Origin of the sequence: Streptomyces sp. SAJ15 (assembly GCF_007595705.1) — a bacterium.
In the GTDB taxonomy this organism is placed as follows: domain Bacteria; phylum Actinomycetota; class Actinomycetes; order Streptomycetales; family Streptomycetaceae; genus Streptomyces.
Genome location: NZ_NISY01000002.1, coordinates 19,497 through 41,206 on the forward strand (window position 1 = coordinate 19,497; position 21,710 = coordinate 41,206).

Sequence of the window (21,710 nt, forward strand, 5' to 3'; positions counted from 1 at the left end):
GTGTGCCGCGAGTGGTCCGTGCGCGGCGCACGGGGCGTGCGGAGGCGGCCAGGCGGCCCGATGCGGCTGTGCTGGCGGGGCGGGTGCGTGCGGCCGCACACGGACGTGCGGCTGCGCCGGGTGTCCGGGGCCGTGCGGCTGCGCCGGCTGTGCGGGGGAGTGCGGCTGTGCCCAGGGGTCCCGAGGAGGCCGCGGCCGCGGTATGGGATTCCGCCGTATGGGCACGGGCTTCCGCGGCGCGAAGGGGTGCGGTTGCGCGAGGAGGCGCGGCCGCGGGAAAGGCTGCGGCTGCGGGAAGGGGTGCGGGCGCGGGGAAGGGTGCGGCCGGGAAAAGGACCGCGGGTGCGGGAAGGGGGCCGGACCTCTGAGTGGTCGGGGGCGCTGACGTCCGGGAGCGGACCGAGCGACGGGGGCGCTGACGTACGGGACCGGACCGCGCGACCGGGGCGCTGCCGCCGGCAAGGGTCACGACTCGGTGGGGGCGGGCCCCGGCTGACAGCGCGGGCACCAGTAGGTGACGCGTGCGCTGTCACGACCGGCGCCGACCCTGCTCTGGCCGTCATCGCCGCTGCCGGGGGCGCCGGCGACGTCGGCACCGCGCACGGGGGTGCCGCAGCGCGTACAGGGACGGCCCGCCCGGCCGTAGACCCAGAGCCGGTGGTCGCGGCGCGGATCGGCCGTGGTGACGCGGGCGGGGCGGTCCTTGTTGGCCTCCAGCAGCCGTTTGGCGAGCGCCACCATCCGCTCGAGCCGAGGCACGTCGCCGACCGGGGTCCAGGGGGAGACGCCCGCCATGAAACACAGCTCGGACTTGTAGACGTTGCCGATCCCGGCGAGATTGCGCTGGTCGAGCAGGGCTTCGCCGACCGGCCTGCCCGGGTCGGCGAGCAGCCGGCGCAACGCCTCCTCCGAGGACCAGCCGGGGCCGAGGAGGTCGGGCCCGAGATGGCCGACGGCCCGGTCCTCGTCCGCGGTGCGGAGCAGTTCGAGTACGGGCAGCCGGTAGCCGACGGCGGTGCCGCCCGCGGTGCCGAGGATCGCCCGGATCTGATGCCCCGGCCCGCCGGTCCAACGCGCGCCGGGGGCGTAGACCCGCCAGGCGCCGTCCATCCGCAGATGCGAGTGGAGCGTCAGCCCGCCCTCGACCCGGGTCAGCAGGTGCTTGCCCCGCGGCACCACCTCGATCACCTCGCGGCCCGTGAGGTCCACCGTCGCCAACCGCGGCACCCGCAGATCGCACCGCACCAGCCGCTGACCGGCCAGCCCCTCATGCAGCCGCCGCGCCGTCCACCAGACGGTGTCTCCCTCAGGCATACCGCCATGATGCAGGCGCCCACCCGCTCCGGGCCCCGACGCCCTTCGGGCTCCGGCCGCCTTCGGGCCTCGGCCGCCTCCGGGCCTGTGCCGTCGCGGGGGCCGGGCCGCACCCGGTGGCGGCACGCGGGGCGCGCCCGTCGCACGGGGCGCACGGGGGTCGGTGGACGGGGCGCGGTGGTGTCCCAGGAGTGCCGCCCGCCGGGGGAGTGCGCCCGCGTCCGCGTCCGCGCACCGCTCAGAGGCTGCCCTGCGTGCGCCCCCGTGACCCCTGCGCCGCGGAGCGGACACGCGGATGCGTCATCGTGCTCGGGGCGCACGGATGTCGCAGGCGGACGACGACCGCGGTGGCTGGCGGCCGGGGCGGAGGCGGCCGGCTACCCCTCGCGTATGCGCAGGCCGCGTGGCGTGGCGTGGAAGCCGGCGGATTCCAGGATCGGGCCGAAGGGGGAGGAGAGCGCCGGGGTGCCGTTGATGCGTTCGACGGTGACCGTGCCGAGGGCGCCCGCGCGGGCGGCGTGGGCCAGGGCGTCGATCGCGGCCTGGAGCCGGCCGTCGTCGAAGGGCGAGGCCGCCTCCGCCGGTCCGAGGGGCCAGGCCAACAGCGTCTTGCCGCCGCGCTCCACATACAGGGTGAGCTCGCCGTCGACCAGCACGACCAGCGATCCGGCCTTGCGGCCCGGCTTGTGCCCGGCGTCGGAAGGCGGCTCCGGCCAGGGTAGGGCGGCACCGTAGGCATTGGCCGGATCGGCCGCGGCGAGCACCACCGTGCGGCCGCCGGCCGCCGGGCTCGCCGGGGCGCCGTGGCGCCCGGCGGTCGACGGGGCCGGCCCGCCGAAGGCTTCGACGGGAGCCGACCCGCCGAAGCCGGGGGTGCCGTATCCGTCGAGCGCCTGACCTGTGCCGTCGTAGCCGACGGCCGGGACGGAGTCCACGAGGGCGTAGCCGCCGGGGGTGGCGCTCGGGGCACTCGCGCGCTCGCGGGCGACGCTCACCGCGCGCAGCCGGTCCACCGCGCCGTCCATCGCGAACTGGGCCGCCCCCAAGCCCTCGACCACATAGCCACGCCGCGCCTGTCCGCTCTCCTCGAAGGCGGCCAGCACCCGGTAGGCGGCGGCGAAGCCGCCCTCGACGCCCTCGGCCGCGACCGCGCCGCGGGTCACCACGCCGTGCCGGTCCAGCAGCGCACGGGCCAGGGCGTGGGCGCGGTGGGTGGTCTCCGGCTCCCGCGTGGGCAGCAGGGACCAGCGGCCCGCCACCGTCGGCGGCCCGCCGCGGGAGGCGGTGGGGCGACCGGTACGGCCGGTGAGCCCGCCGTAGCGACCGCGCGGGACGGCGCGCTTGGCGCGATGGGCGGTGGCCCCGGCGGTGCGGCCGGAACCCAGCAGGGCGCGCAGCGGGGCGAGGGTGTCGTTGGTGAGCCGCCCGGACCAGGCCAGCTCCCACACCACCTCGGCGAGCTGCGGATCGCCGCAGTCCGGGTGGGCGGCGCGCACCTGGTCGGCGATCTGGCGGAAGAACAGGCCGTAGCCCCCGGAGAGGGCGTCGAGCACGGCTTGGTGCAGTGGGCCGATCTCCAGCGGGTGTGGGGCGTGCAGCAGCAGCGGCGCCGCCTCGGCGAGGTGGAGGCAGACCCAGCCGTCCTTGCCGGGCAGCGCTCCGGACCCGGCCCAGAGGACCTCTCCGGTGGCGGTGAGCTCGTCGAGCATCGTGGGGGAGTAGTCGACGACGCGGGACGGCAGGACGAGCTTCTCCAGGGCGGAGGCGGGGACCGGCGCGCCCTGCAGCTGCTCGACGGCGCGCACGAGACCGTCGATGCCGCGCAGGCTGTGGCTTCCGCCGCGCTGTCGTCCCGCCGGCAGCGAGCCGACGTGCTGCCACTGGGGGAGGAAGGCGGCCAGTGCCGCGGGCGGCACCGGCTCCAGTTCCTCGCGGAGCGCGGCCAGCGAGCGGCGGCGCAGCCGGCGCAGCACCGCGGCGTCGCACCATTCCTGGTCCATCCCGGCCGGATGGAACTCGCCCTGGACGACGCGGCCGGCGGCGGCGAGCCGGTGCAGCGCGCCCTCGGTCACGGCCGTGCCCAGGCCGAAGCGGGCGGCGGCCGCGGCGGAGGTGAAGGGGCCGTGGGTGCGGGCGTAGCGCGCCAGCAGATCGCCGAGCGGGTCCTTCACCGGCTCGGTGAACGCCTCGGGGACGCCCACCGGCAGCGCGGTCCCCAGGGCGTCTCGGAGCCGGCCGGCGTCCTCGACGGCCGCCCAGTGGTCCGCCCCGGCGACGCGCACCCGGATCGCGCGCCGGGCGGCCGCCAGCTCCCGCACCCACTCCGGCTCGGCGCCGCGCTCGGCCAGCTCGGCGTCGGTCAGCGGCCCCAGCAGCCGCAGCAGGTCGGCGACCGTCTCGGGGTCCTTGGCGCGCCGGTCCTCCGTCAGCCACTGCAGCTCGCGCTCCAGCTCGGTCAGCACCTCGGCGTCCAGCAGCTCGCGCAGCTCGGCCTGGCCCAGCAGCTCGGCGAGGAGCCGGGAGTCCAGGGAGAGGGCCGCGGCGCGCCGCTCGGCCAGCGGGGAGTCGCCCTCGTAGAGGAACTGGGCCACGTAGCCGAAGAGCAGCGACCGCGCGAAGGGCGAGGGCTCGGGGGTGGTCACCTCGACCAGCCGGACCCGGCGGGACTCGATGTCACCCATGAGCTCGGTGAGGCCGGGCACGTCGAAGACGTCCTGGAGGCACTCGCGGACCGCCTCCAGGACGATGGGGAAGGAGCCGAACTCGCTGGCCACCTGGAGCAGCTGTGCGGAGCGCTGCCGCTGCTGCCACAGGGGGGTGCGCCGGGCCGGGTTGCGGCGCGGCAGCAGCAGCGCGCGGGCGGCGCACTCGCGGAAGCGGGCCGCGAACAGCGCCGAGCCGCCGACCTGGTCGGTCACGATCTGGTCGACCTCGCCGCGGTCGAAGACGACGTCGGCGGCGCCCACCGGGGACTGTTCGCTGTCGTACTCCACGCCCTGCGCGGCGGGGTCGGCGTCGAGCAGGTCCAGCCGCATCAGATCGGCGTCGGGCAGCCGCAGCACGATCCCGTCGTCGGCGTGCATGACCTGGGCGTCCATCCCGTACCGCTCGGCCAGGCGGGCGCCCAGCGCCAGCGCCCAGGGGGCGTGCACCTGGGCGCCGAAGGGGGAGTGGACGACGACCCGCCAGTCGCCCAGCTCGTCCCGGAACCGCTCCACCACGATCGTGCGGTCGTCCGGGACGTGGCCGCAGGCGCGGCGCTGCTCGTCCAGGTAGGCCGTGACGTTGTCGGCGGCCCAGGCGTCGAGCCCGGCGGCCAGCAGCCGCTCGCGCGCGGCCTCGGGCGCCAGGCCGCCGACCTCGCGCAGGAACGCGCCCAGCGCGCGCCCCAGCTCCAGCGGCCGGCCCAGCTGGTCGCCCTTCCAGAACGGCAGCCGGCCCGGGACGCCGGGGGCGGGGGAGACCAGCACCCTGTCGCGGGTGATGTCCTCGATCCGCCAGGAGGTGGTGCCGAGGGTGAACACATCGCCCACCCGCGACTCGTAGACCATCTCCTCGTCCAGCTCGCCGACGCGGCCGCCGCCCTTCTTGGGGTCGGCGCCCGCCAGGAAGACGCCGAACAGCCCGCGGTCCGGGATGGTGCCGCCCGAGGTGACCGCCAGCCGCTGGGCGCCGGGCCGCCCGGTGACCGTGTTGGCGACGCGGTCCCAGACCAGGCGCGGCCGCAGCTCCGCGAAGGCGTCGGAGGGGTAGCGGCCGGCGAGCATGTCGAGCACGGCCGTGAAGGCGGACTCGGGCAGGGAGGCGAACGGCGCCGCGCGGCGCACCACGGCCAGCAGCTCGTCCACGTCCCAGCTGTCCAGCGCGGTCATGGCCACCAGTTGCTGGGCCAGCACGTCCAACGGGTTGGCGGGCACCCGGAGCGACTCGATGGCCCCCTGGCGCATCCGCTCGGTGACGACCGCGGCCTGCACCAGGTCGCCGCGGTACTTGGGGAAGACGACGCCGGTCGAGACCGCGCCGACCTGGTGTCCCGCGCGACCCACCCGCTGGAGGCCGGAGGCGACCGACGGCGGCGACTCGACCTGCACCACCAGGTCGACCGCGCCCATGTCGATGCCCAGCTCCAGACTGGAGGTGGCCACGACCGCCGGCAGCCGGCCCGCCTTCAGGTCCTCCTCCACCTGGGCCCGCTGCTCCTTGGAGACCGAGCCGTGGTGCGCGCGGGCCAGGAGCGCTGGGGCGCCCTTGGCCGCCCCGGCCTGGGCCATGATCTCCGCGGGCGCGTGGTGCTCGGCGGCGGCCTCGCCCGTGGCGCGTTCGTACGCGATCTCGTTCAGCCGGTTGCAGAGCCGCTCGGCGAGGCGGCGGGAGTTGGCGAAGACGATCGTCGACCGGTGGGCCTGGACCAGGTCGGCGATGCGCTCCTCCACATGCGGCCAGATCGACGGCTTCTCGCCGGTGTCGCCCTCCTGGACCGGGGAGCCGCCCAGCTCGCCGAGGTCCTCCACGGGCACCACCACGGACAGGTCGAACTCCTTGCCGGACGGCGGCTGGACGACCTCCACCCGGCGCCGGGGGGACAGGAAGCGCGCCACCTCGTCCACCGGCCGGACGGTGGCCGAGAGCCCGATCCGGCGGGCCGGGCGCTCCAACAGCTCGTCGAGGCGCTCCAGGGAGAGCGCCAGATGCGCGCCGCGCTTGGTGCCCGCGACCGCGTGCACCTCGTCCAGGATCACCGTCTCCACCCCGCTCAGCGCGTCCCGCGTGGCCGAGGTGAGCATCAGGAACAGCGACTCGGGGGTGGTGATCAGGATGTCCGGCGGCCGGCTGGCCATCGCCCGCCGCTCGGCGGGCGGGGTGTCGCCCGAGCGGATGCCGACCCGCACCTCCGGCTCCGGCAGCCCGAGCCGCACGGACTCCTGCCGGATGCCGGTGAGCGGGGAGCGCAGATTGCGCTCGACGTCGACGGCGAGCGCCTTCAGCGGCGACACGTACAGCACCCGACAGCGGCGCTTGGCCTCGGCGGGCGGTGGGTTGCTGGTCAGCTGGTCCAGCGCCGCCAGGAACGCCGCGAGGGTCTTGCCGGAGCCGGTCGGGGCGACCACCAGCACGTCCGAGCCGGCCCCGATCGCCCGCCACGCCCCCTCCTGTGCGGCGGTGGGCGCCCTGAATGCTCCCGTGAACCACCCGCGGGTGGCAGGGGAGAAGCCGTCGAGCGCTGTCGTCGCCATGCCCACCATCGTGCACCGCGCCACTGACAATCGGCCGTCCTCGCTGGTCGGAGGCGGTGCGGGCGGCGCCGCGGCGCCCGCACGGTCCGGGGGTGACCGGTGTCGTCGCTCCTCGCCCCCGGCCCGACGGCCGCCGGGGACGGCCGCCGGGGACGGCCGTCGGGCGGTGCCACGGCGGGGCGGGATCCGGCCCGCGTCGGCGAGCCGGTCGGAGGGGGCGGGCGGCCCGCCCGGCGGCCACGGATCGTGTGACCGGCCGCTAGATCGGCCGGCCGTGGGCGCGCAGAGTCAGCAGGGCGTCGATGGTCACGATCGGCCGCCACTCCAGCTCGGTGCCCGGCGCCCAGCGGCGCCAGCGGATCGGCCAGCCGCCGTCGTCCCGCTGGGCGGCGGCGAGGTGATCCAACGACCGTTCCAGCTCCCCCCTGGAGAACCAGCGATGCGCGAGCGAGCCCGGGGCGCGGGCGAAGTCATGGGGGAAGTGGCGCTCGCCGGGCGCGTACCCCTCGGGGAGCGGGTACTCCTCGGCGCGGTCCGGGTCGAGCACCACCAGCCCCTGCTCGCGCACACTGCGGCCGAGCCGCTCGGCCGTGCTCTCCGCGCGGGGTCGGTCCGGCGCTCCGTCGAGGAAGGCGACGGCCGCCTGGACCTCGTACGGATGCGTCCTCGCCCCGTCGGCCAGGCGGGTCACCGCCGACCAGCAGAAGTCGGTGGCCCGGAAGAGCCAGGCGTGCCACACGTCGTTGCGGTGCAGCAGCCCCACCACCGGTCCGGTGGCGAGCAGATCGCTGGGCGGATGGTCCAGCACCGGGATCCAGGGCGCCGCCGGGTAGCCGCGCAGCGACGGGTGGAGCGCGGGCAGCGCGCCGTCCGGGGTGGAGATCTCCGTCAGGTAGCGGCAGATGCGCTCGGCCCGCCGCCCTCCACAGCGGCCGATCGTGTCGAGCACCCGCAGCGCGTGCGCCACGTGCAGCGGCTGGCTCACCGGGCCGCGCAGATCGGGCTCCAGGGCGTGTCCGAAGCCGCCGTCGTCCCGCGCGTAGGCGGTCAGCGCCGCCTCGACCGGGTCGGCCGCGGCGCCGAGGAAGTGGTACGCGAACCGGTGCTGCTCCAGGACGCGGGCGGTGAGCCACACGAAGTGCTCGGCACGGGCGAGCGGGGACAGGGACGACAAGGGCGCGGCGGGCGCTGTGTCGGATCGGGCCATGAACCAGACCGTAGGGCGGAAAGCGCTCCACGGCAGCGGCTCGCGCACGGCAGCACTCCTAGGGGCGGGATACTGGGCGCATGCGGTTGACGGACTTCTGGCAGCGGATGGCGGATCACTTCGGAGAGGGGTACGCCGACACGTTCGCGCGCGACCACGTGATGTCCGAACTGGGAGGCCGGACCGTACGGGAGGCGCTGGCCGCGGGCTGGGAGACCAAGGATGTCTGGCGCGGGGTGTGCAGCGCCATGGAGATCCCCTTCGAGCGCCGCTGAGCCCCTTCGGGGCGCCCCCGACCGGAGCCTCGCGCGGATCGCCACCCTCCCGGGAGCACACCGGGACGGTCCGCGTCGGGGGCACGCTCTGGCGCCTGTCGGTCCCCCGCGCGGGGTGGCCGGAAAGGTGTGCGGTCGGTACGCCACACTGTGCGGGTGGCCACGACAGAAGAGACGACCATCCCCGACGGCGACCGCCCCGCTCCCGTGCCGAGCACCGGGAACGCCGCGCACCCGTCCGCGCGGATGCCGCGCTGGCTGCCCCGCGCGATGGTGCTCGCGCTCGCGCTCGTGGCCTGTTTCCGCCTGGCGACCTGGGCCTTCGACCGGCTGACCGGGCTGCTGCTGAACATCCTGATCGCGTTCTTCCTTGCGCTGGCCATCGAGCCGGCGGTGGACCGGATGGCCGCGCGAGGCGTCCGCAGGGGAGTGGCGACCGCCCTGGTCTTCCTCGGCATCGTCGTCTCGGTGGCCGGCTTCTTCACGCTGCTCGGCTCGATGCTGGCCGGACAGATCGCCACCATGGTCGAGGACTTCCCGAAGTACCTGGACAAGGTGATCAAGTGGATCAACGCCACCTTCCGTTCTGATCTGTCCCGGGTGGAGATACAGGACAGCCTGCTGCACTCCGACTGGCTGCAGACGTACGTCGAGGACAGCGCCGACAACGTGCTGGACGTGTCCGCGGCGGTGCTCGGCGGCCTCTTCCAGGTGCTGACGGTGACGCTGTTCGCCTTCTACTTCGCCGCCGACGGCCCCCGGCTGCGCCGCGGGCTGTGCTCCCTGCTGCCGCCGCACCGGCAGGCCGAGGTCCTGCGGGCCTGGGAGATCGCGGTCGCCAAGACCGGCGGCTACCTCTACTCGCGCGGTCTGATGGCGCTGATCTCCGGCGTCGCGCACTACATCCTGCTGGAGTGCCTGGGGGTGCCCTACGCCCCGGCGCTGGGCATCTGGGTCGGGATCATCTCGCAGTTCATCCCGACCATCGGCACCTATCTGGCGGGCGCCCTGCCGATGCTGATCGCCTTCACCGTGGAGCCCTGGTACGCGCTGTGGGTGCTCGGCTTCGTGGTGATCTACCAGCAGTTCGAGAACTACCTGCTGCAACCGCGCATCACCGCCAGGACCGTGGACATCCACCCGGCCGTCGCCTTCGGCTCCGTGATCGCCGGCACGGCGCTGCTCGGCGCGGTGGGCGCCCTGATCGCGATCCCGGCCACCGCGACGCTCCAGGCGTTCCTCAGCACGTACGTCAAGCGGTACGAGGTGACCGACGACCCCCGGGTCCAGGGGCGGCGGCGGACGTCGCGACGCGAGCGGCGGGCCGAACAACGGGCGGCGGCGCAAGAGGGGAGCGACGCCCCGGCAGAGCCCGGACAGCGGGGCGCCTCGGCGCTGGCGCGGGTCCGCGACACGCTCTCGCGGCGCGGTTGACACGTAATTCGAACATCCATTCTCATGGGTGTTCCGGCCCTGGGTTTTCCACAGGCCGGCCGCAGTCCGGGCGCGTTGTCAGTGGCAGGCGTTAGCGTCATGGACGTGAAGCGATCGACTCAAGCACCCCGGGTGGAACCCATGGCAGGCACCGACCGCGAGAAGGCGCTGGACGCCGCTCTCGCACAGATTGAACGGCAATTCGGCAAGGGCGCCGTGATGCGCATGGGCGAGCGGCCGAACGAGCCCATCGAGGTCATCCCCACCGGGTCGACCGCTCTCGACGTCGCGCTCGGCGTCGGCGGCCTGCCGCGCGGCCGTGTGGTGGAGGTCTACGGGCCGGAGTCCTCCGGTAAGACCACGCTGACCCTGCACGCGGTGGCCAACGCCCAGCGCGCCGGCGGCACGGTGGCCTTCGTGGACGCCGAGCACGCCCTGGACCCCGACTACGCCCAGAAGCTCGGCGTGGACACCGACTCCCTGATCCTGTCCCAGCCGGACAACGGTGAGCAGGCGCTGGAGATCACGGACATGCTGATCCGCTCCGGCGCGCTCGACCTCATCGTCATCGACTCCGTGGCGGCCCTGGTGCCCCGCGCGGAGATCGAGGGTGAGATGGGCGACTCCCACGTCGGCCTCCAGGCCCGACTGATGAGCCAGGCGCTGCGTAAGATCACCGGTGCGCTGAACCAGTCCAAGACCACCGCGATCTTCATCAACCAGCTGCGTGAGAAGGTCGGCGTCATGTTCGGCTCCCCGGAGACCACCACCGGTGGCCGGGCGCTGAAGTTCTATGCCTCGGTGCGCCTGGACATCCGTCGTATCGAGACCCTCAAGGACGGCACCGAGGCGGTCGGCAACCGCACCCGCGTCAAGGTCGTCAAGAACAAGGTCGCGCCGCCCTTCAAGCAGGCCGAGTTCGACATCCTCTACGGCCAGGGCATCAGCCGCGAGGGTGGCCTGATCGACATGGGCGTCGAGCACGGCTTCATCCGCAAGTCCGGCGCCTGGTACACGTACGAGGGCGACCAGCTCGGCCAGGGCAAGGAGAACGCCCGCAACTTCCTGAAGGACAACCCCGATCTCGCCAACGAGATCGAGAAGAAGATCAAGGAGAAGCTCGGCATCGGTGTGAAGGCCGACCCGGCCGCCGTGGCCGAGCCCGGCGCGGACGCCGCGGGTGCCACGGGCGGCGCGGCCGCCGCCCCGGCGAAGGCCACGACCGCCACGGCGGCGAAGGCCGGTGCCAAGGCGACCAAGGCCGCCGCGGCCAAGAGCTGATCCGTGACGCGGCGAACCGACTGGCCCGACCCGCCGGAGTGGCCGCCGGCCGGGCAGGGCCGGCGCGCCCGACGCCGACCGGCGGACCCGTCGTACGAGGACGGACCGTCGTATGGGGACGCGCGGCCGTACGGGGAAGAGCCGGGGCGCGGGGACGCCGGCTGGGACGGCGGCGCTCCCTATCGGGACGAGCCTCCGTACGCGGACGAGCCTCCGTACCCGGACGACCTGTACCAGGGCGACCCGTATCAGGACGGCGATCCGTTCGACGGTGACGCCAGGGCGCACGGCGGCGGATCGCGGAGCGGCGCGGGTACGGGCCGCGCCGACCGTGAGCCGGGGGGTGCCTCCTCCTCGCCGAGGGCCGAGCGGGAGGCGTCGCCCGACCCGGAGGAGCAGGCGCGGGCGATCTGTCTGCGCCTGCTCACCGGGACCCCGCGCACCCGTCGGCAGCTCGCCGACGCGCTGCGCAAGCGGGGCATCCCCGAGGACGTGGCCGACGGTGTGCTGTCGCGGTTCGAGGAGGTCGGGCTGATCGACGACGCGGCCTTCGCCGGTGCCTGGGTGGAGTCCCGGCACCACAGCCGGGGCCTCGCCCGCCGCGCGCTCGCCCGTGAGCTGCGGACCAAGGGCGTGGACTCGGCGCTGATCGAGGAGGCCGTCGGCCGGCTCGACGCCGACCAGGAGGAGCGCGCCGCCCGCGAGCTGGTCGAACGCAAGCTGCGCGCCACCCGCGGGCTCGACCGTGAGAAGCGGCTGCGCCGCCTCGCCGGCATGCTCGCCCGCAAGGGGTATCCGGAGGGCCTGGCCCTGCGCGTGGTCCGGCGCGCCCTGGAGGAGGAAGGCGAGGACGCGGAGCACCTGGACGAACACCTCTCCGGGCCCTGACCCGGATCGGGTCCCGATCCCCGAGCCGGCGCTCGACCCCGGGCACACGACCGGTCTCGATGCCGCCGCCGCGGCCGGCACGGCCGCCACGGTAGCCACCGAAGCGGACGCCGTCGGCGCATCCTTCGCCGACGCCGATCCGGCGACGGTCCGCCGGTCGGCCGCTGTCCCCGACCGGCTCACACCGCGGGCGCGGGCGCCGTGGAGGGACGCTGCGGTAGCCCCCGACACGAACGCCGCCGGCTCGCCGACACGGTGGAGCCGGCCGCATCGCCCGCTCATCGACCCGCAGGCGGTCCCGTAAGCGACCCCCTAAACGTGACCGTTTCGTCGGGCCCGTCGACCCTGTCGGTCTTCTCCGTCGACCCTGTGGGACCGTCGGTGGCTGACGCTCGTGACCGGGGGAGGGGAACCCGGTGGGCGGCCGCGGCAGCGTGCGTCCGGCCGGGGCGCCTGGTCCCGACCTCGGCCGGCACCGTGCGTCAGCGCCGCACCGGCAGGCCGGCCGCGCGCCACGCCTGGAAGCCGCCGATGAGGTCGGTGGCCCCGGTCAGCCCGAGTTGGCGCAGGGAGACCGCCGCCAGGCTGGAGGCATAGCCCTCATTGCAGATCACCACGACGGGCAGATCATGGGCCGTGGCCTCCGGGAGGCGGTGATCGCAGAGCGGGTCCAGCCGCCACTCCAGCTCGTTGCGCTCGACGATCAGGGCGCCGGGTATCGTGCCGTCGCGCTCCCGGAGCGCGGCGTAGCGGATGTCGACCAGCAGCCCGCCCGCGGCCTTCAGCTCCGCGGCCCGTGCCGGGCTCACCCGGTCCAGGCCGCTGCGCGCCTCGTCCAGGAGCTCCTCCACACGGCGCCTCATGTCCACTCCTCCGGCAGCTCGACCTGCTCAAGACGCAGCACCTGGCCGGTGCGGCTGTAGCGACGCATCAGGGGCAGCGGCGGGTGGTACGCGTGGACCGACACCGCGTGCCGGTCCGGGGACTCGTTGAAGACCTGGTGCACATGGTGGGGGCCGAAGGCCCGGCCGTGCCCGCCGGAGAGCCGGCGCTCACGGTCCACCCCGTCGGCCAGCTCAAGGGTCTTCCAGCCCTCGGTCGGCAGTTGGGCGGCGAGCGACTGCTCGGTCAGTTCACCCGCGGCCGTGGCGAAGGCGCCGTGCGAGCCGCCGTGGTCGTGCCAGCCGGTGCCGCTCTCCGGCGGCCAGGCGATCAGCCACGCCTCACTGCCGCCCGGCCCGTTCAGCCGCATCCAGGTGCGACCCCGCGGGTCGAGCGGGAGCGAGGCCACAAGGGCGGTGTCGGCGGCGGTTCGGTTGACGAAGTCCAGCAGTCGGGCGGCGCTGGGCGCGGAAGTGCGGGAGGTGCGGGCGGAGGGCGAGGCCAGCGGGGAGGAGAGGGACCTACGGGAGGTGGAGGATGTGAGAGGCACGGGTGCGTCGGACACGAGGGCCGTCCTGAGTGATCGCGAAGGGCGCGGCGAAGCCGCGTGGCAGGGGAACGCGTCAGAACGACGGGCGACACATGCAGCTCGCATAGCGGAGCAGGTCCACATGGACCCTCCGCCAGAAGCGCGGCTGCCGGGTGTCGATCACGCTCCGCAGTGAACCACGGGCCGGAAGAGGGGGTCAACCGGTGTTCGCCCAGTGGTCGGAGCCCCGGGGAAGCGCGCCGAGCACCGAACCGCGCACCCTCGGCGGCCGTGCGCTCACCCGTCGACGGCGTGCGCCGAGGTGCCGACCGCGTACGCCGAGGTGCCGACCGCGTGCGCCCGTTGAGCCGCTCGCGTGGACACGGGGTCGGATCGGCACCGCCCCAGGGCGGTGCCGATCGCGCCGTCGCCCCCGGCCGACGCGCCGTGAGGTGACGCCCCCTCAGCGATCCTCGGCGGCCCTCAGCGATCCTCAGGGGCTCGCGGCGATCCTCAGCGACGCCCCGCCGTCGCCTCCGTTTCGGCGGTCGGGGCCTCGGCGGCCGCCTCGCCGTCGTCGGCCGTGGCGTCGTCCCGCGCGGGCGCGCCGCCGCGGGTCGCGTCGGCGCAGGCGTACAACTCCCCCGGGCGCACCCCGGACAGGGCGGCGACCAGGTGGCCGTCGGGGCGGATGAGGAGGACGGTGTGCGCGGCGGCGCCCGGGTAGGACTCGGCGACCAGCAGTTCGGCCCGAACGGGCAGCGCGGCGACCGCGGCCGCCAGCCGTGGCATCAGCCCCGCGCGCAGCCAGTGCCGACGCTCCCACACCGCGGTGCCGGGCGCGACCAGCACCACCAGCAGGTCCCGACCGAGCCGCTCCCGCAGTCGGACCGCCGATCCGTCCGGCGCCGTCACCGGGACATCGGTGACCAGCGCTCCGATCGGGGTGTCCACGGTGACGGAGCCGGCCGGGGCGACCGGGGGCGTGAGCGGCGAACGGGCGTGCACGGGCGGTCCACCGAGCGGACCCCGGCCCATATGACTGTCGGTCAGCAACGTGTCATGGCCGCGCACGGTGCCCGGCACCACGGTGCGCCGCACCGCGTGCCAGCCGTCCGTCGCCCGCACGAGCGGGAGCGCCTGGTCGGCGCCGCGCAGCCGGGCGCCGACCGCGGCCCGACGCTCGGCCTGGTAGCTGTCGAGCAGCCGCTGGGCCTCGCCTCGGCCGTGGTGCCAGGCCAGGCCCAGCTTCCAGGAGAGGTTGCCGACGTCCCGCAGCCCCTCGTCCACCCCCTGGGTGCCGAGCGCGCCGATCAGATGGGCGGCGTCTCCGGCGAGGAAGGCCCGGCCGACCCGCCAGCGTCGGGCGAGCCGGTGGTGGACCGTGTGCACCCCGGTGTCGAGGAGTTCGTAGGGGGGCGGCGCCCCGTCGCACCAGCCGCTCAGGGTCTCGCGCACCCGGGTGAGCAGCGCGTCCGGGGTGACGAGCTCACGGCCGGGCGGCAGCAGCCAGTCGAGCCGCCACACCCCGCCGGGCAGGGGACGGGCGACGATCTCGCCGTCGGCGCCGCGCCATGGCGGCGAGCGGTGCAGCAGGCCCTCGCCGGGCCAGGGCAACTCGGTGCGCAGCGCCGCCACCGCGTGGCGTTCCACCGCGGTGCGCCCCGGGAAGCGCACCTGGAGCAGCTTGCGGACGGTGGAGCGGGGGCCGTCGCAGCCGACCAGGTAGCTGCCGCGCCACCAGGTGCCGTGTCGGGTGTGCGCGGTGATCCCCGCGGCGTCCTGCTCCAGGGTGTCGAGGCGGCTGCCGGTGGCGAGGGTGACGAGACCCGGGCTGGCCTCGGCGAGCACCCGCAGCGCCGCGCGCAACGCGCGGGTCAGCTCGTGCTGCGGCAGGTGCACCGGTGCGACGACCTCCGCCGCCCGGCCGGACTCGGGCGACTCCTCCGCCGCGCGCTCCCGCGCGGGAGGCGGCGAGGCGTCCTGCCCGGCGCCCGAGCCGTCGAGGGGCGCCGCGAAGGGCGCCGTCCGCACCGCCTGCCTGCGCCGCACCGTGCGCCATGCGGTCCAGCGCTCCTTGGCCACCAGCTCCGCGCAGCCCAGCCGCGCCACCAGCGCCGCGGTGTCCGGGCGCAACACCGCCGTACGGGCCAGCCGGTGCTCCTCGGCGCCCGTGCCCTCGTCCAGCAGGACGACCGGGACCTCGAGTCGGGCGAGCGCCAGCGCCAGGGTGAGCCCGACCGGGCCCGCCCCGACGACGATCACCGGGTCCACGGCGCGGCTCCTCGGGCCCGAGAGGAGGTGCGGTGGACGGTGACGAAGCAGGCGCAGGTCGTACGAGAGCTGGCGAAGGGAGCCCGGAGCGTGATCACACAGCGTATGCAACCCACTGCGGCCGCCCGCGTCAAGCGGGGGCCGGGGAGGGGAGGCGGCGAAGCGTAGGCCAAGGGGAGGAGACGGCGGAGGCGGTGGCGCGTGCGCCACCGCCTCCGTGCGCCGATCCCGGCGTACCACCGGCCCGTTGGCGGGCCGGCCGGTCGCCCGGCGGTCGGCGGGGCCGGTCGATCGGCCCCGCGGCGATCCGCTCCGGGCACCGTCGGATCCGGTCCGGGCGGCGTCACGCCGCCCGGCTGACCGCTCGCGCCTCACGCCTCCCGGTCACGGTCCGTGGGCCGCTCGGTCATCACGGCCGACTCGGTGCCCAGCGTCTCCAGCTGGTCCGTGGCGTCCGCCGCCAGCACCGCGCCGGTGCTCTTCTTGGCGCGCCGCAGTCGACGCTCCAGCCAGCCCGCGAAGCTGGTGAGCAGGTAGTTCAACGCGATGTAGATCAGGGCGACCACGGTGATGGCGGCGATGTTGTTCGCGCCGTAGTTCGCGGTGATCTCCTGGACCTGGCTGAACAGATCGGGGAAGCCGAGCAGCGCACCACCGAGGGCGGTGTCCTTCACGATCACGACCAGCTGGCTGACGAGAGCCGGCAGCATCGCGGTGACCGCCTGCGGCAGCAGCACCACGGTCATGATCTGGCCCTTGCGCATGCCGATCGCCTTGGCCGCGTCGGTCTGGCCGTGCGGCAGCGCCAGGATGCCGGCCCGGACGATCTCCGCGATGACCGACGAGTTGTAGAGCACCAGACCGGTGACGACCGCGTACAGCGGGCGGATGTCGAAGTCGAGGTTGCCGAACTCGGCGTACGCCTGGTTCGCGAACAGCATCAGCATCAGCACCGGGATGGCGCGGAAGAACTCCACCACGACACCGGCGGGCACCCGGACCCACCGGTGGTCGGAGAGCCGGCCGATGCCCAGGGCCGCGCCGAGCGGCAGGGCGATGAGGATGGCCAACCCCGCGGCCTTGAGCGTCTCCGCCAGACCGGGCAGCAGGTACGTGGTCCATACCCGGCTGTCTTCGACGAACGGGCTCCACTTGTCCGCGTCCAGCTGGCCCTGGTCGGCCATGACGTCCAGCACCCACCACATGAGGGCGGCGAAGGCGACCAGGAAGAGGACGGTGTAGAGGTGGTTCCGACGCCGGGCGCGCGGCCCGGGGGCGTCGTAGAGAACGGACAGGTTGCTCATCGCTTCACCGCCACTCGCTTGGCCACCCAGCCGAGCAGCAGGCCCATCGGGAGGGTCAGTACGACGAATCCGAACGCGAAGACGGAGAACACGAGGAAGATCGCGTCACTCTCGACCTCGATCATTTCCTTCATCAGCAGGGCGGCCTCGGCGACGCCGATGGTGGCGGCGACCGTGGTGTTCTTCGTCAGCGCGATCAGCACGTTGGTCAGCGGGGCGACCACCGCGCGGAACGCCTGCGGCAGCACCACCAGGGCCAGCACCTGGGGGAAGCTCAGCCCCAGTGCGCGGGCGGCCTCGGCCTGCCCCAACGGGACGGTGTTGATGCCGGCGCGCAGCGACTCGCACACGAAGGTGGCGGTGTAAGCGATCAAGCCGAGGACCGCGAGCCGGAACAGGATGCTGTCCCGATCACCACCGGCCAGGGTGACGCCCAGTGTCTGGTTCAGCCCCAGGGAGGTGAAGAGGATGACGATGGTCAGCGGGGTGTTCCGCATGAGGTTGACGTACGCGGCGGCGAAGCCGCGCATCACCGGAACGGGGCTGACCCGCATGGCGACGAGCAGGGTTCCCCACACGAGGGAGCCGATCGCCGAGTAGACGGTGAGCTGCACCGTCACCCAGAAGGCTCCGAGGAGGTCGTACCCTTCAAGAAAATCGAACACGTTCTACCGCGCTCTCCCCTGGTCGGATGGGAGGAGGCGCGCCGCGCGAGCGGCGCGCCTCCGTGTCCTCAGCTGTTCTCGGTGATCTTCGGAGCGGGCTCGTACTTGTACTCGGCGGGGCCGAAGTTGTCCTTGACCGCCTTGTCCCAGGCGCCTTCCTTGACCATCTTCTCCAGGGCCTTGTTGATGTCGGCCTGGAGCTTCTTGTCGCCCTTCTTGATGCCGATGCCGTAGTTCTCGTTGCTCAGGTTGAGCCCGGCGAGCTTGAACTTGCCCTGGTGCTCCTTCTGCGCCGCGTAGCCGGCCAGGATGGAGTCGTCGGTGGTCAGGGCGTCCACGGCCTCGTTCTCCAGGCCGGTGAGGCACTGCGAGTAGCCCGGGTACTGCTGCAGGTCGGCCTTGGGCGCGAACTTCTTCTGGACGTTCTGCGCGGAGGTCGAACCGGTGACGGAGCACAGCTTCTTGTCGTTCAGGACCTTGACGTCCTTGAACGAGTCGTCGTCCTTGCGGACCAGCAGGTCCTGGTGGGCGAGGAAGTACGGGCCCGCGAAGCTGACCTTCTCCTTGCGCTCAGGGGTGATCGAGTAGCTGGCGGCGATGAACTTCACGTCACCGCGCGAGAGCATGTTCTCCCGCTCCGGAGTGGGCGCCTTCACCCACTCGATGTCACTCTCCTTGTAGCCCAGCTCCTTGGCGACGTACGTGGCGACGTCGACGTCGAAGCCCTTGAAGTCGCCGTCCGGGGTCTTCAGGCCGAGCCCCGGCTGGTCGTACTTGATGCCGATCTTGATCTTGCCGTCATCGTCTCCGCTGCCACAGGCGGTCGCGGTCAGCGAGAGGGTGAGCACGGTGGCGGCCAGAGCGGCCGACTTGCGGAACTTCATGGTGAACATCCCTTGGGGTCGTCGAGCGGGGGCGATCGAAGCGTTCGAGGCGTTCGAGGCGTTCGAGGCGTGCGGGGATACGGACCGGTCCGGGGCCGCTCTGGCCGTGTCGGTGGTCCGGGGCGGTACGGACCGCCGGGGTGCGGGCCGTACGCGTCGTTCCGTGGCCCGCACCGGGTACGTACGGGCCGATCAGTGGTCGTACGGGGGATACGAGCCGATCAGTGATGCAGGATCTTCGACAGGAAGTCCTTGGCGCGGTCGCTGCGCGGGTTGGTGAAGAACTGCTCCGGCTGGGCCTCTTCCACGATCCGGCCGTCGGCCATGAAGACCACCCGGTTCGCCGCGGACCGCGCGAAGCCCATCTCGTGGGTGACCACGACCATGGTCATCCCGTCCCGGGCGAGCTGCTGCATGACCTCCAGCACCTCGTTGATCATCTCCGGGTCGAGCGCGGAGGTCGGCTCGTCGAAGAGCATCACCTTGGGGCCCATGGCCAGGGCCCGGGCGATCGCCACCCGCTGCTGCTGACCACCGGAGAGCTGTGCGGGGTACTTGTCGGCCTGGGTGCCCACGCCGACCCGGTCCAGCAGCGCCCGTGCCTTCTCCTCGGCCACCTTCTTGTCCGTCTTACGGACCTTGATCTGCCCCAGCATGACGTTTTCCAGCACCGTCTTGTGGGCGAAGAGGTTGAACGACTGGAAGACCATGCCGACGTCCGCTCGCAGCCGGGCGAGCTCGCGCCCCTCCTCCGGCAGCGGCTTGCCGTCGATGGTGATGGTCCCGGAGTCGATCGTCTCCAGGCGGTTGATCGTCCGGCACAGGGTCGACTTCCCGGAGCCCGACGGTCCGATGACGACGACCACCTCACCCCGGGCGATCGACAGGTCGATATCCTGGAGTACGTGCAGCGCGCCGAAGTGCTTGTTGACTCCGGTCAGCGCGACCAGCTCGCCCGCCGGCACGGCGTCGTCCTTGGTCACCGATACTTCGCTCATCGGCGTCTCGCTCCATCCTCCTCGGTTGGGCAGGACCTTATGAGCCGCCGCGACCAGCGTCATCACATCTGAGCTGAAATTGAGCATAACGATCCGGCCGCAACGGAACACGTTGTGTGATCACCTCCTCGGGACGCGTACCGGCTGGGTAACGGAAACGCCCGGTTACCGGAAACCGTCTTGACGGGTGCGCCCCCCATCGGGGTGGATGCCCTCTGGCCGTGTCATACGGCCCGCGCGTGGGGGTACGCACGGAGATGCGCGTGTACGGGACGTGTACCCCGGAAAAGATCGGTTAACGGATCGCACCAGGGGTCGACTGAGGGAGGAGGTGCCGGTGAGACTGCTGCTCGTCGAGGACGACAACCACGTTGCCGCCGCTCTGTCCGCGTTCCTCGCGCGGCACGGCTTCGAGGTCACCCACGCCCGCAGCGGCGAGGAGGCGCTCAAGGCCCTGCTCCCCGACACGCGCGCCCCGTTCGGCGTCGTGCTGCTCGATCTCGGGCTGCCGGACCAGGACGGCTTCGAGGTCTGCGGCCGCATCCGCAAGCGCACCAGCACCCCCGTGATCATGGTGACCGCGCGGGCCGACGTCCGCTCCCGCGTCCACGGACTCAACCTCGGCGCCGACGACTACGTGGTCAAGCCGTACGACACCATGGAGTTGCTGGCCCGCATCCACGCCGTCAGCCGCCGCACCGTCCCCGCCGAGGCCCCCTCGGCGGACGACGAACCGGCCGAGGGCACCCAGCCGGCGCTCCGGCTGGGGCCGCTCAGCCTGGAGGTGCCCACCCGCACCGTCGTCGTCAACGGCACCGCCGTCCCGCTCACCCGCAAGGAGTTCGACCTGCTGGCGCTGCTCGCCCAGCGCCCCGGAGTGGTCTTCCGCCGCGAGCAGATCATCAGCGAGGTCTGGCGCACCAGCTGGGAGGGGACCGGGCGCACGCTGGAGGTGCACATCGCCTCGCTCCGCTCCAAGCTGCGCATGCCCGCCCTGATAGAGACGGTCCGCGGGGTCGGCTACCGCCTCGTCCCCCCGGCGGCGTAGGCGGCCGGCACGGGCATGCGTTCACGGCTCCTTCCGCTCCTCATCGTCCTCATGGCGGGCGTCCTGCTGGCCCTCGGCTTCCCGCTGGCCGGCAGCCTGGCCGCCGCCGAGCAGCAGGGGGTGGTGGTCGATCGCATCGACGACACCGCCCGCTTCGCCTCGCTGGCCCAGTACGTCACGGCAAGCCCGGAGCGGGCGGCCACCGCCGAACCCCCCACCGAGGAGGACGAGCGGCTCGCCACCCTCCAGTCCGAACTGGACCGCTACTACGACCTGTACGGCATCCGCGCGGGCGTCTTCGAGCGCAACGGCGAGAGCGTGGCCAAGGCCCCCGGAGAATGGCGGATGGCGGCCAAGGGGGAGGCGCGGCGCGCCTTCGACGAGGCGCTCGCCGGGCGCCGCAGCCACGACCCCGAGCAGGTCTGGCCCTGGCAGCGGAACCGGCTCACCGTCGCCTCGCCGGTGGTGCGCGACGGCGACGTGGTCTACGTCGTCGTCACCGACTCACCCACCGGAGAGATGCGCTCCCGGATCCTGCACGGCTGGCTGGTGATCGCCGCGGGTGAGGCCGCCGCGATGCTGCTGGCGGTCGCCGCCGCCATCCGGCTCACCCGCTGGGTGCTGCGGCCCGTCCGCATCCTGGACTCGGCCACCCACGACATCGCCACCGGCCGGTTGAACTCACGCGTCGCCGCCGCCTCCGGGCCCCCCGAGCTGCGCCGGCTGGCCCGCTCCTTCAACGAGATGGCCGACAACGTCGAGGAGGTGCTGGAACAGCAGCGCGCCTTCGTCGCCGACGCCTCCCACCAACTGCGCAACCCGCTGGCCGCGCTGCTGCTGCGCATCGAGCTGCTCGCCCTGGAACTCCCCGAGGGCCACGCGGAGATCGCCTCGGTGCGCGGCGAGGGCAAGCGGCTGGCCCGGGTCCTGGACGACCTGCTCAACCTCGCCCTCGCCGAGCGCTCCACCGCCGAGCTCACCCTCACCGACATCGCGGCGGTCGCCGCCGACCGGGTCGACGCCTGGCTGCCGCTCGCCGAGAGCGAGTCCATCGACCTGACCTACTCCGGCCCCCACACCGCCATCGGCTGGGCCGACCCGGTGGCGCTGTCCAGCGCCCTGGACGCCGTCGTCGACAACGCCCTGAAGTTCACGCCGGCCGGCGCCTCGGTGAGCGTGAAGGTCGCCGTCCCGCCGGACGCCGGACCCGCCACCGTGACCGTCGTCGACGGCGGCCCCGGGCTCACCGAGGACGAACTGGCCCGCGTCGGCGACCGCTTCTGGCGCAGCAACCGGCACCAGAACGTCTCCGGCTCCGGACTGGGCCTGTCCATCTCCCGGACCCTGCTGGCGGCGGGCGGCGCCACGATCGCCTACGCGCCCAACGAGCCGACCGGGCTGCGGGTGACCATCTCGGTGCCCCGCACCCCGCCGAAGGACCGGCCGGTGCCGGCGTTCAAGGTCTGACCAGGGCAGCCTCCCGGACCGGCCAT

General features: G+C 73.7%; 17 protein-coding genes. 6 read left to right on the forward strand and 11 right to left on the reverse strand.

Going from position 1 to position 21,710, the window contains the following annotated elements:
* Positions 1–465: 465 nt before the first annotated feature.
* The 3 genes from CD790_RS05710 to CD790_RS05720 form a co-directional block, all read right to left on the reverse strand.
* Complete coding sequence (locus CD790_RS05710; protein WP_144381948.1) at positions 466–1,314, reverse strand: Fpg/Nei family DNA glycosylase; 849 nt, start codon at positions 1,312–1,314, stop codon at positions 466–468.
* Between the two features lie 377 nt (positions 1,315–1,691).
* Complete coding sequence (locus CD790_RS05715) at positions 1,692–6,557, reverse strand: ATP-dependent helicase (protein WP_399217230.1); 4,866 nt, start codon at positions 6,555–6,557, stop codon at positions 1,692–1,694.
* 250 nt (positions 6,558–6,807) lie between these two features.
* The gene (locus CD790_RS05720; protein ID WP_144381950.1) at positions 6,808–7,755 is read right to left on the reverse strand and encodes a hypothetical protein; all 948 of its coding nucleotides are present in this window, start codon (positions 7,753–7,755) and stop codon (positions 6,808–6,810) included.
* Positions 7,756–7,835: 80 nt separating this feature from the next.
* Here CD790_RS05720 and CD790_RS05725 point away from each other — a divergent pair, with 80 nt between their 5' ends.
* The 4 genes from CD790_RS05725 (at position 7,836) to recX (ending at position 11,633) form a co-directional block, all read left to right on the forward strand.
* A complete protein-coding gene (locus CD790_RS05725) occupies positions 7,836–8,030 on the forward strand; it encodes a DUF3046 domain-containing protein (protein WP_144381951.1) in 195 nt (64 codons plus the stop codon).
* Positions 8,031–8,186: 156 nt separating this feature from the next.
* Positions 8,187–9,464: an AI-2E family transporter gene (locus CD790_RS05730; RefSeq protein ID WP_144381952.1), complete on the forward strand. Its 1,278-nt coding sequence runs from the start codon at positions 8,187–8,189 to the stop codon at positions 9,462–9,464.
* A gap of 141 nt (positions 9,465–9,605) precedes the next feature.
* Positions 9,606–10,745, forward strand: a complete 1,140-nt coding sequence (gene recA, locus CD790_RS05735; RefSeq protein WP_144381953.1) for a recombinase RecA — start codon at positions 9,606–9,608, stop codon at positions 10,743–10,745.
* Between the two features lie 3 nt (positions 10,746–10,748).
* A complete protein-coding gene (gene recX, locus CD790_RS05740) occupies positions 10,749–11,633 on the forward strand; it encodes a recombination regulator RecX (RefSeq protein WP_186318893.1) in 885 nt (294 codons plus the stop codon).
* A 482-nt stretch (positions 11,634–12,115) separates the two neighbouring features.
* Here recX and CD790_RS05745 read toward each other — a convergent pair whose 3' ends face one another.
* From CD790_RS05745 to CD790_RS05775, 8 genes are all read right to left on the reverse strand, one after another.
* Positions 12,116–12,496: a rhodanese-like domain-containing protein gene (locus CD790_RS05745; RefSeq protein WP_144381954.1), complete on the reverse strand. Its 381-nt coding sequence runs from the start codon at positions 12,494–12,496 to the stop codon at positions 12,116–12,118.
* Positions 12,493–13,065 (reverse strand): cysteine dioxygenase, encoded by a 573-nt coding sequence (locus tag CD790_RS05750; RefSeq protein WP_260867360.1) that lies wholly within the window; start codon positions 13,063–13,065, stop codon positions 12,493–12,495. The genes CD790_RS05745 and CD790_RS05750 overlap by 4 nt, the downstream gene beginning before the upstream one ends.
* A gap of 73 nt (positions 13,066–13,138) precedes the next feature.
* On the reverse strand, positions 13,139–13,228 hold the full coding sequence (locus tag CD790_RS36585; RefSeq protein ID WP_313956474.1) for a putative leader peptide: 90 nt from the start codon (positions 13,226–13,228) through the stop codon (positions 13,139–13,141).
* A gap of 329 nt (positions 13,229–13,557) precedes the next feature.
* Positions 13,558–15,318 carry an NAD(P)/FAD-dependent oxidoreductase gene (locus tag CD790_RS05755; protein WP_144381955.1) on the reverse strand — a complete coding sequence of 587 codons (1,761 nt, stop codon included), beginning with the start codon at positions 15,316–15,318 and terminating at the stop codon, positions 13,558–13,560.
* A gap of 371 nt (positions 15,319–15,689) precedes the next feature.
* Positions 15,690–16,622, reverse strand: a complete 933-nt coding sequence (locus CD790_RS05760; protein ID WP_144381956.1) for an amino acid ABC transporter permease — start codon at positions 16,620–16,622, stop codon at positions 15,690–15,692.
* Complete coding sequence (locus CD790_RS05765; RefSeq protein ID WP_144381957.1) at positions 16,619–17,287, reverse strand: amino acid ABC transporter permease; 669 nt, start codon at positions 17,285–17,287, stop codon at positions 16,619–16,621. Before CD790_RS05765 ends, CD790_RS05760 begins: the two co-directional genes overlap by 4 nt.
* 68 nt (positions 17,288–17,355) lie before the next feature.
* Positions 17,356–18,171: a glutamate ABC transporter substrate-binding protein gene (locus CD790_RS05770; RefSeq protein WP_186318894.1), complete on the reverse strand. Its 816-nt coding sequence runs from the start codon at positions 18,169–18,171 to the stop codon at positions 17,356–17,358.
* A gap of 221 nt (positions 18,172–18,392) precedes the next feature.
* Entirely contained in the window at positions 18,393–19,169 is a 777-nt protein-coding gene (locus CD790_RS05775; RefSeq protein WP_144381959.1) for an amino acid ABC transporter ATP-binding protein, read from the reverse strand.
* 337 nt (positions 19,170–19,506) lie between these two features.
* Between CD790_RS05775 and CD790_RS05780 the strand changes: the two genes are divergently transcribed.
* Together CD790_RS05780 and CD790_RS05785 are read left to right on the forward strand one after the other, a co-directional pair.
* Entirely contained in the window at positions 19,507–20,217 is a 711-nt protein-coding gene (locus CD790_RS05780; protein ID WP_144381960.1) for a response regulator transcription factor, read from the forward strand.
* Positions 20,218–20,232: 15 nt separating this feature from the next.
* Positions 20,233–21,684 carry a HAMP domain-containing sensor histidine kinase gene (locus tag CD790_RS05785; RefSeq protein WP_144381961.1) on the forward strand — a complete coding sequence of 484 codons (1,452 nt, stop codon included), beginning with the start codon at positions 20,233–20,235 and terminating at the stop codon, positions 21,682–21,684.
* The last annotated feature ends 26 nt before the right edge of the window (positions 21,685–21,710 follow it).